11 protein-coding genes are annotated in these 14039 nt (G+C 58.4%); 8 read left to right on the forward strand and 3 right to left on the reverse strand.

Going from position 1 to position 14039, the window contains the following annotated elements:
* Positions 1–45 precede the first annotated feature (45 nt).
* From tssC to tssA, 3 genes are all read right to left on the reverse strand, one after another.
* Positions 46–1527 (reverse strand): type VI secretion system contractile sheath large subunit, encoded by a 1482-nt coding sequence (gene tssC, locus V6R85_RS17425; protein ID WP_060726791.1) that lies wholly within the window; start codon positions 1525–1527, stop codon positions 46–48.
* Positions 1528–1625: 98 nt separating this feature from the next.
* Positions 1626–2135 carry a type VI secretion system contractile sheath small subunit gene (tssB, locus tag V6R85_RS17430; RefSeq protein WP_020010212.1) on the reverse strand — a complete coding sequence of 170 codons (510 nt, stop codon included), beginning with the start codon at positions 2133–2135 and terminating at the stop codon, positions 1626–1628.
* A gap of 67 nt (positions 2136–2202) precedes the next feature.
* Positions 2203–3255, reverse strand: coding sequence for a type VI secretion system protein TssA (tssA, locus tag V6R85_RS17435; RefSeq protein ID WP_080864573.1), 1053 nt, complete (start codon positions 3253–3255; stop codon positions 2203–2205).
* 220 nt (positions 3256–3475) lie between these two features.
* Here tssA and tssH point away from each other — a divergent pair, with 220 nt between their 5' ends.
* The 8 genes from tssH (at position 3476) to V6R85_RS17475 (ending at position 13744) form a co-directional block, all read left to right on the forward strand.
* Positions 3476–6130 (forward strand): type VI secretion system ATPase TssH, encoded by a 2655-nt coding sequence (gene tssH / locus V6R85_RS17440; RefSeq protein WP_111792894.1) that lies wholly within the window; start codon positions 3476–3478, stop codon positions 6128–6130.
* A gap of 57 nt (positions 6131–6187) precedes the next feature.
* Positions 6188–6664, forward strand: coding sequence for an Hcp family type VI secretion system effector (locus V6R85_RS17445; RefSeq protein WP_003504561.1), 477 nt, complete (start codon positions 6188–6190; stop codon positions 6662–6664).
* Positions 6665–6773: 109 nt separating this feature from the next.
* Positions 6774–7163, forward strand: a complete 390-nt coding sequence (locus V6R85_RS17450) for a Rap1a/Tai family immunity protein (protein ID WP_003504562.1) — start codon at positions 6774–6776, stop codon at positions 7161–7163.
* An 11-nt stretch (positions 7164–7174) separates the two neighbouring features.
* On the forward strand, positions 7175–7675 hold the full coding sequence (locus V6R85_RS17455; RefSeq protein ID WP_003504563.1) for a type VI secretion system amidase effector protein Tae4: 501 nt from the start codon (positions 7175–7177) through the stop codon (positions 7673–7675).
* A 13-nt stretch (positions 7676–7688) separates the two neighbouring features.
* On the forward strand, positions 7689–9953 hold the full coding sequence (tssI, locus tag V6R85_RS17460) for a type VI secretion system tip protein TssI/VgrG (protein ID WP_112350497.1): 2265 nt from the start codon (positions 7689–7691) through the stop codon (positions 9951–9953).
* Positions 9954–9999: 46 nt separating this feature from the next.
* On the forward strand, positions 10000–11082 hold the full coding sequence (locus tag V6R85_RS17465; protein WP_233283016.1) for a DUF2169 family type VI secretion system accessory protein: 1083 nt from the start codon (positions 10000–10002) through the stop codon (positions 11080–11082).
* Positions 11079–12647 carry a DUF4150 domain-containing protein gene (locus tag V6R85_RS17470; RefSeq protein ID WP_162694550.1) on the forward strand — a complete coding sequence of 523 codons (1569 nt, stop codon included), beginning with the start codon at positions 11079–11081 and terminating at the stop codon, positions 12645–12647. Before V6R85_RS17465 ends, V6R85_RS17470 begins: the two co-directional genes overlap by 4 nt.
* Positions 12644–13744: a hypothetical protein gene (locus V6R85_RS17475; RefSeq protein WP_060726676.1), complete on the forward strand. Its 1101-nt coding sequence runs from the start codon at positions 12644–12646 to the stop codon at positions 13742–13744. The genes V6R85_RS17470 and V6R85_RS17475 overlap by 4 nt, the downstream gene beginning before the upstream one ends.
* Positions 13745–14039 lie beyond the last annotated feature (295 nt).

A 14039-nucleotide genomic window follows, 5' to 3' on the forward strand; every position in this document is an offset into this window, starting at 1 on the left:
GGGTGAAGAACGGGGCCGGGGTGGCCGGACCACCCCGGTCCGGGTTCAGTTCTTGGACGGAATACGGGCAACCATGCGTAGCGACGTCGTCAGTTCTTCCATCTGCAACCAGGGCCGCATCCATGCGACCGCATTATAGGCGCCGGGTTTGCCCGGCACTTCCTGCACGGTCACCTTGGCATCGCGCAGCGGATATTTCGCCCGGCTTTCCTCGCCCGCTTCGTCATTGGCGTTGACGTAGTTGGCAATCCAGCGATTGAGCCAGACTTCGCAATCCGACGCTTCCATGAAAGAGCCGATCTTGTCGCGTCCCATCACTTTGAGATAATGCGCAAAACGCGACGTGGCCATGATGTAGGGCAGGCGGGCCGAAACGGCGGCGTTGGCCGTTGCTTCCGGCTTGTCGTAAAGCTTCGGCTTATGCGCGGTCTGGGCACCGAAGAACACCGCATAATCCGTGTTCTTGTAGTGGCAGAGCGGCAGGAAACCGAGCTTGCCGAGTTCGGCGTCGCGGCGGTCGGTAATGCCCACTTCCGTCGGGCATTTGAGGTCGAGATCGCCGTCATCGCTGGAGAAGACGTGCATGGGCAGATTTTCCACCCGGCCGCCATTTTCCGCGCCACGGATCGCCGTGCACCAGCCGCTTTTCGCAAAAGCGTCGGTCAGCTTGGTGCCCATGACATAGGCGGCGTTCATCCAGCAATATTCGTCATGCTGCAGGTCGCCATTCACCGCACCCTTGGTTTCGTCATAGGCGAAATCATCGATTGGGTTGGTTTTGGGGCCATAGGGCATGCGCGCCAGCACACGCGGCAAAGCGAGTGTCACGAAACGGGAATCGTCGCTCTCGCGGAAGCTGCGCCACTTGGCATATTCCACCGTATCGAAGATTTTCTCCAAATCGCGCGGACGGGCGAGATCGCGGTAATCCTCGAAGCCGAACATATGCGGGCTTGCCGCCGAGATGAACGGTGCGAAAGCCGCCGCCGCAATCGACGAGACGCCCTGCAGCAGCTGCACGTCATCGAAGGAGTTGTCGAATTCATAGTCGCCGATGATCGCGCCGAGCGGCTCGCCGCCGGGGGTGCCGAATTCGTCTTCGTAGATCGCCTTGAAGAGGCGCGACTGATCGAATTCCACGGCCTTTTCCAGATCGCGCGCGAGTTCCCGCTTGCCGGAATTCATGACGCGGATCTTGAGGTTGACGCTCGTCTCGGAATTCTTGACGAGATAGTTGAGCCCGCGCCAGGTGCCTTCGAGCTTCGCGAATTCCGGCGCCTGCATGATGGCGGCAAGCTGTTCGGAAATCGTCCGGTCCAATTCGGCAATGGCGTGGTTGAGGGTGACGGTGAGGTTGCGGTCGTATTTGACCGTTCCCTTCAGCGCCTGGTCGGTCAGCGTGCGCAGAAGATTTTGCGCGCGGTCCGGTTCGGTCTGGCGGGTTGCGGCAACCACCTTGGACAGCAGTCCATGATCTTCGGCGGTCGTTGCCTGTGCTTCATTTTTCAGCAGGCTTTCAGCGCTCATGTTTCAGTCCTTCCACATGCGGCTTTGAAAAATGCCGCTTGAACAGTTGAAGCCCCGCAATGGGGGCCGTTCGGGGAGGTTTTCCTCCGCACAGGCGATTATTTGCTCGCGCCGTTCTTTTCCTTGAGTTCGGAAACCAGCGTTGCGAGATCGGTCTTGTTCTGCAGAATATCTTCCAGCATGCGTTCCAGATCTTCAGAACGGTCAGCCTTGGAAAGCAGGTCGCGAAGCTCGTTGCGGGCGTCCAGAAGCGCCTTCAGGGCAGGAACCTGCTGCACGACGGCACCGGGTTCGAAATCGTCCATGCTTTCGAATTTCAGGTTGACCTGCATGTCCGTTCCGTCTTTCTGCAGCGTGTTGGCAACGGAAATGTTGAGGCCGGGGGTCATGCGGCGCATCACCTCATCGAAATTGTCGCGGTCGATCTGAACGAACTTGCGCTCGCCGAACGGCTTCAGCGGCTGGGTGGGATTGCCGGAGAAATCACCCAGCACGCCGACGACGAAGGGCAGTTCCTTGACCACCATCGCGCCTTCGGTTTCGACTTCGTATTTGATGTGAACGCGGGGCTTGCGAACCCGCTCCAGCTTTTCATGTACACTTGCCATTTCAACCTCCTTGATGCCCCTTGGCATGGCTGACTGTTAGGGGACGGCGTCTCCCGTCCCTTGCCCGTTATTTTCCGTTTTCTCCGCCGGGCTTGATCCCGGCGGCCGTCAGAACTGCGTTTCGGGCCTGCGTTTCGGGCAGAAGCTCTGCCAGCAGTTCCGAAAAATCCATGCGCCCCCTGCGAACCAGCGTTTCGATGGAGAGCGAGATCGGCGAGTGCGGCTCGGTCCGGCGAAAGTAACGCGCAACCGAAAGAAGAGTTTCAAAGGCCTCGTCGCGTGAAGATATGCCTTCCGGCGAGGCTGCGGATATCCGCACCGCCGGTTGCCCGCCCTCGTCAGTGTCCGCAACAGCGGTCGCCGCCTGCTCAACCGGGGCCGGCTCCTTTTCGCGCCCGCCCAGCGTGCGGATGGCGGCGGCGGCTTCGATGAGCGTGTTACGGATATTGGAACTGGGTGGCGCGAACTGGCCGCAGCGTTCGGAAAGAACCGCCATGATGGCGTCGAAGCTGGAGAGACAGGCGTTGACCTCGGCCAGATGGGAAGACATGGCGGCAACGCCCGCTTCTGATGCCAGCCGATACAGTTCTTCGCGCCGTTTGCTCTCGGTTGGCCGCTGCGCCAGCTGGAAATCCCAGAGGCTGTGCTCGCCAAATTTCCCTCCGGGGATCAGCGGTGCAAGCCGGAGCGGCTGAACAAGTGTTCCTTCAGTGCCGATGCCGTTCAATCCCGCAAAAGGTGCAAATTTTTCCTCATCATTATCGTCGCTGATCGAGCGCAATGAGTCCCAGTGGTTGTAAAAAAGATCATTACAAAGCTCATAGATTTCGCGCAGTCCAGGAAAGCCGCGCAACCGCAGGCTTGCTTCGGAAAGCCACGCCAATATTTCTATGTCCTTGCTTTCGGAATATATAATCTGCAATCCAAGATTGCTGACACTGTCCCAGCTACTGGAGATCTTTAAGTTATCCTGAGGGGAGGTGGCGCGCTCTTCTGTGCGTGCCTGGTTTCTTTCATCCTTAATTCTATAGTATAGTTCGCGCGTTCTTGAATCATTGCGGATATTATCTCCGCAATTCCCTAAAAGTTCTACATCTGTTTTAACATGCTTCGTATCCAAAGGTAGTCTATCCCCAGAAAATAGTAATGGATTTTTTGTAGTTACTTCCCTTACGTGAGGCTATTGATCAGACAGACTTATTCAAAATGTGTCTAAATTGTGGCGTCTAGTGTCTAATCTAACCCGATAAAAAATAAACTTCGGGGTGGACAACCCGGTTTCATCATCATAGTTATTCCACGTCACGTTGTGGAATGAACCCGGGCAGGAGGCTCATTGCATGTCGCATATCGATCTCAATCGCCTCGTTGAAGCGCTTGAGCCTGACCTGCGCGTCACCCTTGAAGCTGCGGCTTCTGTCGCGGTGCGTATGGGGCACAGGTACGTGGATATCCCGCATTGGCTGCTGGCGGTTGTAGATGCCGGCATCTATGCGAAAACATTCGAGGAATTAAAAATTCCACTTCCGGTGTTGCGGGCAGAAATCGGCCGCAGCCTGGAAGAGGCCGTGATTGGCGACGGCGAGGCCTTGTCGCTCTCCCAGAACATTCTGACGGCGGGCCGCGAGGCATGGGTTCTTGCTTCGCTGGAGGCCGGACGCGACCGCGTGACGCTCTGCGACCTGCTTCTGGCGATGGACGAGGAAACCTCGCTCCGCTCTTTCGTCCGCTCCGCTTTTCCGTCGCTGAAGACGATGGATCGCGCGGCTCTCGAGCGCCTTCGCAGTTACGTTGAAGAGACCGCCGGGAACGGCGTTCCTTCCACGACGGCGGGTACAGCGCCAGCCGCCGGCCAGAACGATTTTCTTCGCCTTTACACCCAGGACATGACCGCCGATGCCCGGAACGGTAAGGTCGATCCGGTGATTGGGCGCGACGATGAACTGCGCCAACTCGTTGATATTCTTACACGTCGTCGTCAGAACAATCCCATTCTCGTGGGCGAGGCCGGTGTCGGTAAAACGGCGGTTGCGGAAGCGCTGGCGCTGGAGATCGCTTCCGGGAACGTGCCGGAAAAATTGCGCAACGTCCGCCTGCTGAACCTCGATATTTCGCTGCTGCAGGCCGGCGCCGGTGTGAAGGGTGAGTTCGAGCGCCGTCTTCATGGTGTGATCGATGCCGTAAAGCGCTCGGCCGAACCGGTTATCCTGTTCATCGACGAGGCGCACGGCCTTGTCGGCGCAGGTGGTGCGGCTGGCCAGGGCGATGCGGCCAATATTCTCAAGCCAGCTTTGGCGCGGGGTGAAGTGCGCACCGTCGCGGCGACGACCTGGAGCGAATACAAGAAATATTTCGAAAAGGATGCGGCGCTGACGCGTCGTTTCCAGCCCGTGCATGTGCGCGAGCCTGATGAGACAACCGCGATACGCATGTTGCGCGGTGTCGCCGACAGCTTCGTCAGCCATCACAACGTTGTCGTTCGTGACGAGGCGATCGTGGCGGCGGTGCAATTATCCGCGCGTTACATGCCGGCGCGGCAATTGCCGGACAAGGCCGTCAGCCTTCTCGATACGGCCGCGGCTGCCGTTTCGCTGGCGCGGCAGACCCTGCCGGAACGGCTGCGCGCGATGGAAAGTGAGCGGCGTCTTCTGTCCGATGAGTTGAACTGGCTTCTGCGTGAACCGCAGGACGAAGAGATTGAGGGCCGTATCCAATCGATACGCGACGAAGTCGAAAAGCTCGAGAGAGGGATTGACGATCTGCGCAGCCGTTACGATGCGGAAATGGCTGAACTCAGCGAAGAACAGTCGGTTGAAACCGGTGCATCGAATGTGTCGCCCCTGCGGCGTGCGGCTGAGACCAGGCCGGCAAATGCTGAAAGACTTGTGCCGACGGTGGTTGATCGTGAAGCGATTGCGTCCGTCGTATCGCGGTGGACGGGAATTCCGCTCGGTAAACTTCTGGCCGACCAGATCGAAAGCGCCCGCACTCTGGATGCGCGCATGCGCCAGCGGGTCGTGGGGCAAGATGCCGCAATCGGCCGGATTGCCGATGCCATGCGAACCGCGCGCGCCGGATTGTCCGATCCTCGCCGCCCGCCGGCCGTGTTCTTTCTCGTCGGCATGTCGGGAACGGGCAAGACCGAGACGGCGCTGTCGCTGGCCGATCTGCTCTATGGCGGCAACAGCCATCTGACGACGATCAACATGTCGGAGTTCAAGGAGGAGCACAAGGTTTCGCTGCTTCTCGGCTCGCCGCCGGGCTATGTCGGTTTCGGTGAAGGCGGGGTGTTGACGGAAGCGGTGCGCCGCCGGCCGTTCGGCGTTCTCCTGCTCGACGAGATCGACAAGGCCCATCCCGGCGTTCAGGATATTTTCTACCAGGTGTTCGACAAGGGTGTGCTTCGCGATGGCGAAGGCCGCGATGTCGATTTCAAGAACACCACGATCTTCATGACGGCCAATACCGGATCGGAACTGCTGACCGCACTTTCGGCCGATCCGGATACGATGCCGGAAGGCGAGGCGCTGGAAGCGCTGCTGATGCCGGAGCTGACCAAACAGTTCAAGCCCGCTTTCCTCGGGCGCACGATCATCCTGCCGTTCATGCCGCTCGGTGCGGAAGAGCTTGCAAGGATCGTGGACATGCAGATCGGCAAGATCAGGGAGCGTGTTCTGGCAACATATGGCGCCGACCTGACCCTGTCCGATGCCGCGCGCGACGCGTTGGTGGCGCGCGCCGGTGCAAGTGAAATTGGCGCACGCGCCATCGAAATCATGATCGGCAAGGATCTCCTGCCGCCTCTTTCCAGCTTCTTCCTTGAGAAGGTGATCGCGGGAGAACGGGTGGGCAAGATCGTTGTCGATTTTGATGAAAATCGGTTCGGTATTCGTGCCGAAGTGGCTGGGGAGCCAGATGAATTCGCCGCAACCGAAGAGGGTGGGGTGGATAAAGTTGCCGCGTCGGAAGGGGCTACCCGACGCATGCGGCATTAAACGAAGGGTAACGCGGCCTCGAAGCAAGAGGTCATTTCAGCTACAGGAGCTTACAGCATGCCAATTTATCTGCAGATTGACGGTATCCAGGGCGACGCCACGCATGAGGAGCACCGCAAGTGGATGGACATCGAAGCCATTCACTGGAACGTGGCACGCAACATGAACACATCTGCTGGTTCTGCTGCAAACCGCGAAGCATCCGAACCGACTATTTCGGAAGTCATTCTGACCAAGGTCAGCGATTCTTCTTCCACCAAGCTTTTCCAGGAAGCCTGCGCCGGCCGCACTGGCAAGCTCGCAACCATCCATCTGGTGACCACGGGCAATCCGGGCAACACCTATATCGAGTACCTGCTGACGAACACACTCATCGCCAGCTACTCGGTGGATTCCAGCGGTGATCGTCCGGTGGAAACCATCAAGCTCAACTTCACCAAGATGGAAGTGAAGTACACGCCGTTCGACGACAACAACTCGCCGCAGTCTCCGATGATCGCCTCTTACGATCTGGCGACGACGAAGGCCGCTTGATAGCGACGCGACCCGGTGCCGGCCTCGGCCGGCACCGGAACGTTTTCATTGCAGTTTTGCAGCTCACGTCGTGATGTTTCTCATCCACGTTGGACGAGGCGGGTTAATCATGCGCTCCCTATATGCGTTTTTTGCTTCCGTGCCGGTTGTTCTGGCTCTGTCCGGTCTTTCACCGGCCGGTGCCGAGGAACGGACATGGATATTCTCCGGTACCGAACTCAAGCAGGCCATCGAGGGCAAACTTGCCCCTGAGGTGTCTGATCCGGAAATGCGGCGGCTGGTTTCCGTTGCAAAATCGAGCGCCTATATCGCCGGTGTGGCCGATCTGACAAGCGGATCGGACTGGTGTGGTGCGGGCGCCGTGGCGCCCCATGAACTCACCGACCGGATCTACACCTATCTCGGCGATCTTCCTGCGGAAAAACTGGATGAACAGGCAGCCACTCTCGTGCGGGAGGCGCTCAAGGTCTCCTTTCCCTGTGAGCAGAAAAGTAACTAGTGGGACGAACCATGCGTGTTAACTTTGACACTCTCTATAAGAACTATCCGAGCAGCGACCCGTCGCACCCGAACTATATCAGCCAGCGTGATCTGTTCACGGAAATCGGCTGGGATGATTTCATCGGCAATCCGAACTATCACAATACCTGCGCCATTCGCGTCAGCATCGCTTTCGTGAAGTCGGGCATCAACATCGTGCCTGCCTCGCACCGCATCCAGAAAGGCCCCTATGCCGGAAAGGGCATAGAGGTGAACATGCGCCGCCTCGCCAACCTGATGAAGCGGACGAGCTATCTCGGCGAGCCCGAGCCTTTCACGCCCGCGACGGCGCGTAACGGCATCGGCGCGCGCAATGGCGTCGTGGCGTTCAACAATATCCCCGGCTACACCGGCGGCGGTCATATCGATCTTGTGCGGGGCGGCTCGGAAGCCACCCAATGCGCATCTGCCTGCTACTACAATTCGGAAACGATCTGGTTCTGGCCCCTGCAGTCCAGCCGCGGGTCCTGATTAGGAGTGTCCCATGACCGACCAGCCTTCGTTTTCCGATTTCGTCCAGGCGAGCCGCGTTCTCAGGGTGAAGTCTCCGTTGGGCGAAGATCAGCTTCTGCCAGAGCGCCTGACGGTCGAGGAAGGCGTGTCGCAGCTCTTCGACATCCGCCTGACCGTGCGAGCCAAGAAAGAAGCGGTCAAGCCCGAGGAACTGATCGGTCGGCTGGTCGATATCTCGGTCGAGATCAGCCAGGGCGAGGGGGATGGCGGCGGTGTTCGCCGCCCGTTCAACGGCCTGGTGACGGAGCTGCATGAAGGCCCGCCGATCACACGCGGTTTGCGCTCTTACGCCATGACCCTCCGCCCGCAAATGTGGCTTCTGTCGCGCCGCTCGGATTGCCGTATCTGGATGGACAGGACGGCGGTCGAGGTCGTCGAGACGCTGTTTTCCGAACACGGCATTCCCGCGCCCGATACGTCGGGCATCATTTCTCCGCCACCCGCACAGCACTACAGCGTCCAGTTTAACGAGACGGACCTCGACTATCTTTTGCGCCGCTTTGAAGAGGACGGCCTGTTCTACTGGTTCAGCCATGAGGATGGTTCCCACAAGCTGCATGTGGCCGATAGCGCCAGTGGCTGGCTTGGGCCGTCGCCGGCCGCCCAGGGGGAGGGGACGGTGCGTCTGGCGCAGGGTTCGTCGGATCGCAACCACATCAACGACTGGGCACGGCGTTTCTCCTATGTCCCGGGCCAGCGCGCGGGTGCGGACTGGAATTTCGAGACGCCGGGCATGGTGCCGGGTACGATGACGCCGTCGCTGGTGCAGATGCCGGATGCGACGAAGCGCGAGCTTTACGAATATCCGGCCCGCATCAGGACGGTGGAAGAGGCCGAGCGGGCGCAGAAACTGCGCACCCAGGCGATCGAGGCCGACCACGACCGGGTATTCGGTTCGTCGACCACGCGCATTCTGGAGGCCGGTCGCCGTTTCACGCCTTTCGAGGTTGCCCATCCAGAGCATGCTTACGAAGAACATGTGATCATCAGGGCAAGCCACAGCATCGTTGATCTCTCTTATGAGACAAACAGTAACGAGCCGGAATATCGCAATCACTTCGAAGCGATCCCGGCCCGCGTGCCGCTGACGCCGCACCGGACGACGAAGCGCCCGCGCATCGAAGGCACGCAGGTGGCGATCGTCGCCGGCCCTGAAGGCGAAGAAATCCATCCTGACCAGTATGGCCGTATCAAGCTGTGGTTCCCGTGGGATCGCAAGGCGAAGAAGGATGGCACGGATACGTGCTGGGTGCGGGTCAGCCAGGCATGGGGCGGCGGTACATGGGGTGCGCAGGTTATCCCGCGCATCGGCATGGAAGTGATGGTGGCCTTTGTCGATGGCGACCCGGACAAACCGCTGGTCATAGGCGTGGTCAACAATCCCGCCAATTCCGTGCCCTACGATCTGCCCGCCAACAAGACGCGCATGGTGCTTCGCTCCAACAGTCACAAGGGCGACGGTTTCAACGAAATCACCTTCGAGGATGAGGCCGGCAAGGAGAACCAGTTCTTCCACGCCCAGAAGGACCAGACAACGCGGGTGTTGAATGACCGGACCAAACGTATCGACCGGCATGAGGTCGCCTCGGTCGGCGGTAACCGCGCGGTGGAAGTTTCCGGCAACCAGAAACACGAAATCGGTGGTTCGGTGAACACCGTCGTCGGCGGCACGGGACCGATGGCGATGATGGCCATGGCCGGCGTACAGGCGCTCTCCGGGCAGACGGCCGGGTTGCTTTCGCAAGCCGCCCAGATCGCCGGCGGCGGCGGCCCGGGTCTCGCGGCCTTCGCTACCACGCTTGCCTCATCGGCGCTAGGTTTCCTCGGTGCGGGCGGTCTTTCCGCACGCGAAGGTGTTGTCTCCGGTCCAAGTCCGCGTGCGGACGCCGGTACGGCGCTTGCCGGTTCCGGCTCGGGCGTCGGTTCCGATGCTTCGGGATTGTTTCCGCTGCCGGGCATCATGAACACGATCGTCAGCACATTCAAATCCGACAGCGTCGGGGTGGCGCGGGCTGAGCAGATCGGGGTCAGCAAGGTTACGAATGTCGGCCAGACGTCGCTGGAAAGCGTCGGAAAGTTCAAGAAGATTGCAGTCGGTGAAGAGTTCGTCATCGAATGCGGCGATTCCAAATTCATCATGAAGGCGAATGGCGAGGTCATCATTCTTGGCAAGACCTTCAACTTCGTGGCGACGGATCATTTTCAGCTTCGCGGCAAGCCGATCGATCTGAACTGACGGAGGCCGGGTCTTGGAACTTCAGAACCGCCTGCCGTTTCCCGCCATGGCTTTCCGTCAGTTCGATGCCGAAGGAGGGCTCGATTGTATCGTCTCCGTGCGTGCAACATTCATGCATGCCCAGGGCGGTTCTCTGGATATCGCAGCCGAGCAGGAAAGTTTTCAATGGGAGGACGCCTATGAGGGCGATCCGCACCAGACCGTCCTCCTGCGCCAAAGCGATCTTACCCCGGACAAGCCCGGGACGGATATAACCTTTCTCGGGAATGCGTGGTCTGCGAGCGGCGAGCCGGAGAAATCCTGGCGTGCCTCCATCCGCGTTGGCGGAATTTTCAAGCAAATCGAGGTTTTCGGCAGACGCTTCTGGCAGCCTGTCGTTAAGGAGAAATGGGCAGGTTTTTCCGCCAGGGAAGCCAAACGTGTCATAGCGGATTGGAAACTGAGCGATCCTGAACCGGCTAGAAGCGTGGCCATATGCTGGCGCAACGCTTATGGCGGCGCGATCCCTGGCACAGGTGACGCGGGGACGGAAACACCGATTGACGTGGAGCGCCGAAACCCGCTTGGGTGCGGCATCGTCAATCTTGAGATGCCTGCCGACGCCGGGCCTGTTCCAGCTCCGCAGATCGCTGCCGTCGGTGAGCATTCCGATTGGCGGAGCACGCCGGAACCGCAGGGATTTGGGCTCGTTTCGCCTTGGTGGCAGTTCCGTCAGCAATATTCCGGAACCTATGATGATGGTTGGCGGGAGGAGAGGCACCCCCTCTTGCCGCGTGATTTTGATCCACGCTTCTGGCAGGCGGCCCATCCTGATCTCATCGCGACGCCTCACCTCAAGGGTGACGAGAACTACGAGCTGGTTAACCTGAGTTCTGAGCATCCGGTCGCGAAAGGCTCGTTGCCTGGCCTTACCCTCGGTGTCCATTGCTCTCGCGAAGATCGCGATGAATGGCATGTGCTGAAGCTTGATGGTGTGCAATTCGACTGGCGCAATGACGGACGGGTGCTTCTGACCTGGCGCATCAGGTTTCCTCTTCCCGATGCCGGTGAAACAAAACTTACCCTGACGCGCGTTCGTCTGAAGTCGCCCGAAACCGAAGCGGCTTTAACCGAGAGGGAGACAGCATGAGCATCCCCCGCGACAATTATATCGGAGAGCCCCAATATCCCGGCACATGGACGACGGGGACACCGCGTGAGGGACTGCGTGACATCGATGAGGCGCGTATCGTCTCTTTGGCACCTGATGTATGCCTGACACCGGTTGGCTCGTCGGTGGTGCCTATTCCCTATCCGGTCGTGGATTTTTGCGGCCATGATAAAAACTATACGCCGTCTGTTCGGTTCACCGGCAAAAAGGCAATGGTGATGCGTTCGTGTACGACACATGTGCACGGCGACGCGCCCGGTAACCGTAAGGGGGTAAAATCCGGCACGGTGGAAAGCATCTGCGAACCCATCGGGCACGCTGATCAGGTGCTTGCTGAAGGCTCGCATGTCATTCGCCACCTCGATCGTTTTTATATGAACAGCAGGAATACCCAGGGTGAGGCGATCTTCGTCCGCAGCACGCAGACCTATGATCCTCCCAAGGATGATGATCCGGTGCGGGGGTCGCTTAGATGGCAGGACGGGTCGGACGAAGGCCGGGTTATGAGCGATGCGTCGCCCGAGCCGTTTAAAGCGGGTGAGAAATACGCTTATGCGGGATCGGCTGCCGCAGCGACGACTGGGGCAGCTCAAAACTCTGCGCAAGCACTTCGCGGAGGAATGCCGGCGACAAGGCCGACTGTCCCCCAGACTGTTCCTCGTGGTCCGGGAAGGGTGATAACCCCGGGACCCGCCCGAGCGCCTCAGTGGTATCGTACCCCGCCTCACAGGGTTGTGAGCGATCTTGCAAAAGTTGGCCGTCTCGCGAGGGTGGGCATTTGGGCCCGCCGCCTAAATGTCATCGGGATATTATCAAGCGTCCTTATCCCCGATAATGGTGCAAATCTGTCTGACGTCGTCCCACGGGACGATCAGGAGCGGCGGATCAAAGAAATGTTCGACGAGGGTGTCGACGCCGGACATGACAGCTGGGAGATGCGGGATTGGGCGATGGAGGAGCTCCGTCGACATCGGCAGCGAGTGCGTGAGGAACCAGAAAGCCGGCCACAGGCATTACCCCAGAGCGAAACCATACGTGTCTCCGATCGGGACGAATACCGCAAGAAGTGTCAGGTCGACCGTTACGCCAAGATGAAGAGCGTCTGCGGTCAGTACGGCATGCAGGCTCACCATATAGTTCCGGACTGGACGCTTCGTTATGGCGCGAGAGAGGATGCCGATAAGCGCATTCCGAATATGCCCAGCCTTAATGATGGTATGGCTATATGTGTTATTGGGAATGCCCGGGTAGAGCAAACCGAGCACTGGGGTGGTCATCTGGCGGACAAGGCGATCGAAAATGCGGGTAGAAATTCAACGCCACCTTTTACGGCACCCTTACATAAAGTAGTTCAGGCGTCAGCCCAGGCTATGATAAGCGTGAGGCCCGATTGTGCAAAAGAGATTATGGCAGCCCTGACGACCCAATATGCTGGAAAAAATCCGTTCCAGCTTTTACGAGCTAAACAATATCCTCCCCTTCCTGAAGAAACCATATCGGCTTTGAAGTCTGGAGCTGTTGAAGGAGCGACCAGAAAACCATGAAAACCAAGCTGCCTATCGATTTCACGAGAGCATATGCGAGGTCGGGCAAAACGCTCGCCGTTGTCGCAACGAGAGACAATGCTGAACCTTTCGATCCTGATGGCCGATTTTATCGGTATGATCGTGACGACGTGCCGCCGCAGGACTGGACGTATTCCGACTTCGGTTTCCATATTCAAAGCATGACTGTGTATCATAGCGCTGAGCACGCTACGCCAGATGGTTATTTCGTTTTGCTGTCGTCGGAGGGTGACGTTTATCACACCTACTGGAAGGAGAATTTTCAAGAGAAAATTCAGGGAGCCGGTAGTTGGAGTGACGATTCGAAAGGCTACGGGCGTCTCACTCGCATCCGCGAGATCGGGCAACACCTATATGCCTGCGGAGAGGGGGGGCAAATCTATGTTCGCAAGGGGAACAATGATTGGCGTCTCCTGACCGATAAATTGTTGCTGAACCCAAATGCGCAGGAGGAAGCAAAGCCTGAAAAAGAGCCGGAATTTCTTTCTCCGGAATGGCAGGAATGGGTCACTCGGTCGGCCCTCAATCCAGCCTCCCGCGATATACTGTTCTTTGACATAAACGGTTTGTCGGAAGAAGCCATCTATCTTTGCGGGGAGGAGGGGCCTGGTACCAAACCGGTCCTTTGTTTCTGGGATGGTCATGAGTTGCACGAACTGAAAATTCCAATTCCGGTGGCCGCTTTGACCGGAATTTACATCGAGAATCCTGACAGTGTCTGGGTATGTGGGAGAGAAGGTGTTCTCATACACGGAAGTCACACACGGGGATTTTCGCCTGTCGCATTACGGCAGCAGCATAATCTCTTTCACATGATCACTCCGTATCGGGAAAAACTCGTCATGGCGGCGAGCGTTCGTCCCGGCGGTCTTTATGAGTATGATCCCAAGACAGGACGTTTTGGCAGATTTGATCCTCCTCTTCCGCGCTTGAGCAATCGTGATGATAACGAATCTATCGACAATGGTCCGTTTTTTGCGCAGGTGATCGAAAACGTGCTTTGGGTCGTCGCATCGAAAGATGTTTTCCGCTTCGATGGTGCGGCTTGGGAGCGGATAGAACACCCGGATCTCTGAGTTGCGAGCTTCCGAAGGCTTCGAATGTTATTGATGCGGCTGGGTCTGCCTGAGGCCTTCTAAAATCGCAGCAACGTGGACCGGGAGGGAAATGGCATGAGCCTCCCCCCGACAACTACAGCGGCGAACCACAATGCCGAGACACATGGGCCGCCACCGGGACGCTGCAATACGGCTGCATGTCCTTGATGAGGCACGTATCATCTCTTTGGCGCTTGATGTATCCCTGACCCAGGTTGGCTCATCGGTGATGTCTATTCCGGCGCTGGGGAAGTTTTACTTGGGAGCGCATCGG

The organism is Agrobacterium sp. CCNWLW32 (genome assembly GCF_037083425.1).
Classification (GTDB): domain Bacteria; phylum Pseudomonadota; class Alphaproteobacteria; order Rhizobiales; family Rhizobiaceae; genus Agrobacterium; species Agrobacterium radiobacter.

What these genes read in the sequence shown, in the direction of transcription:
- tssC (WP_060726791.1), bottom strand. Translation starts at nt 1,527, where the DNA reads ATGAGCGCTGAAAGCCTGCTGAAAAATGAAGCACAGGCAACGACCGCC.
- tssB (WP_020010212.1), bottom strand. Translation starts at nt 2,135, where the DNA reads ATGGCAAGTGTACATGAAAAGCTGGAGCGGGTTCGCAAGCCCCGCGTT.
- tssH (WP_111792894.1), top strand. Translation starts at nt 3,476, where the DNA reads ATGTCGCATATCGATCTCAATCGCCTCGTTGAAGCGCTTGAGCCTGAC.
- V6R85_RS17445 (WP_003504561.1), top strand. Translation starts at nt 6,188, where the DNA reads ATGCCAATTTATCTGCAGATTGACGGTATCCAGGGCGACGCCACGCAT.
- V6R85_RS17450 (WP_003504562.1), top strand. Translation starts at nt 6,774, where the DNA reads ATGCGCTCCCTATATGCGTTTTTTGCTTCCGTGCCGGTTGTTCTGGCT.
- V6R85_RS17455 (WP_003504563.1), top strand. Translation starts at nt 7,175, where the DNA reads ATGCGTGTTAACTTTGACACTCTCTATAAGAACTATCCGAGCAGCGAC.
- tssI (WP_112350497.1), top strand. Translation starts at nt 7,689, where the DNA reads ATGACCGACCAGCCTTCGTTTTCCGATTTCGTCCAGGCGAGCCGCGTT.
- V6R85_RS17465 (WP_233283016.1), top strand. Translation starts at nt 10,000, where the DNA reads ATGGCTTTCCGTCAGTTCGATGCCGAAGGAGGGCTCGATTGTATCGTC.
- V6R85_RS17470 (WP_162694550.1), top strand. Translation starts at nt 11,079, where the DNA reads ATGAGCATCCCCCGCGACAATTATATCGGAGAGCCCCAATATCCCGGC.
- V6R85_RS17475 (WP_060726676.1), top strand. Translation starts at nt 12,644, where the DNA reads ATGAAAACCAAGCTGCCTATCGATTTCACGAGAGCATATGCGAGGTCG.